The sequence below is a fragment of the Burkholderia singularis genome (assembly GCF_900176645.1).
GTDB lineage: Bacteria > Pseudomonadota > Gammaproteobacteria > Burkholderiales > Burkholderiaceae > Burkholderia > Burkholderia singularis.
This window is the reverse complement of sequence record NZ_FXAN01000018.1, coordinates 1-1,288: the sequence shown is the minus strand read 5'-3', so window position 1 is coordinate 1,288 and position 1,288 is coordinate 1. Positions and strand designations below refer to the sequence as shown.

1 protein-coding gene is annotated in these 1,288 nt (G+C 60.7%); it reads left to right on the top strand.

Annotation, left to right across the window (positions count from 1 at the left end; genetic code table 11):
• The first annotated feature begins 66 nt into the window (after positions 1-66).
• Positions 67-1,247, top strand: a protein-coding gene (locus tag BSIN_RS02035; RefSeq protein WP_089339361.1) for an IS3 family transposase whose coding sequence is annotated in 2 segments (ribosomal slippage) — positions 67-331 and positions 331-1,247 — 1,182 coding nt in all. Because the reading frame shifts where the segments join, the coding sequence is not laid out codon by codon here.
• Positions 1,248-1,288 lie beyond the last annotated feature (41 nt).

The window sequence follows — 1,288 nt, the reverse complement described above, 5'->3', positions numbered from 1 at the left end:
TGAGCTTGCCCCCGAAAAACGAATCCCTTGCTGAGCGTTTAAACTCAAGCAAGGAGAGTCAAGAAGATGAACAAGACGAAACGAGCGCGCTACACGCTCGAATTCAAGCTGGAAGCCGTTCGGCTGGTCAAGGCAGGCCAGAGCGTTGCGGCGGTGGCCGCGACGCTGGACGTGCCGGCGCAATCGATTTCCAACTGGTTCAAAGCTGAACAGGAAGGCAAGCTCGGAGGAGTTGGCACGAAGCCGGTAAGCCCGGAGCAGATGGAGTTGTCGAGACTTCGTGCCGAAGTGGCGCGGCTGAAGATGGAGCGCGACATCCTAAAAAAGGCCTGTGCGTACTTCGCGAAGGACTCAACGTGAAGTACGCCTTCATCGAACGCAATCGCCGTCACTGGCCGATTTCGGTGTTATGCGAGGTTCTGGAAGTCAGCCCCAGCGGCTTTCACCAGCGACGGAAACGTGTCGCCCAGGACAAGCCGCAGCGTAGCCGCGTGAGTGACGATGCACTGCTGGCGCACATCAAGGCGATTCACGCGGAAGTGAAAGGCGAGTACGGCTGGCCGCGCATGTGGAAAGAACTGGTTGCGCGCGGCGTACGCGTGGGTAAGGAGCGCGTTCGCAAGCTGATGGTGCAGCATGGCGTGCGTGCTCGGCACAAGCGCAAGTACATCGCGACGACGAACTCGAATCATGGCCTGCCGGTCGCGCCGAATCTGCTCGAGCGCAACTTCACGGCGCTGGCGCCGAATCAGGTCTGGACGAGCGACATCACCTACTTGGCGACGGCTGAAGGCTGGTTGTACCTGGCCGTCGTTATCGACCTGTTTAGCCGGCAGGTGGTGGGCTGGTCGATGCAGCCGCATATGAAGGCCGAGCTGGTCACGGATGCGCTGCGCATGGCGTGGTTCCGACGCCGTCCCGACGCCGGCGTGATTGTGCATAGCGACCGTGGCAGCCAGTATTGCAGCGGGCTCTTCCAGGACACGCTCAAGGCGTACGGCATGCGTTCGTCGATGAGTCGGCGCGGCGATTGTTGGGATAATGCACCGACCGAAAGCCTGTGGGGTTCGCTGAAGGTGGCGCGGCTGCACGGCCGGCACTTTGCGACGCGACGTGCGGCAATGGACGAAGTCATCGACTGGCTCGGCTTCTACAATGCCCGTCGGCTCCATTCGACATTGAACTACGTCAGCCCCATGACGTTCGAGAAGAACTGGGCCGCCGCTCAGCAAGGGCAAGCGGCCTGATTGCCTCGGTTATGGGATTCGTGAAACAGGGGCAAGGTCAA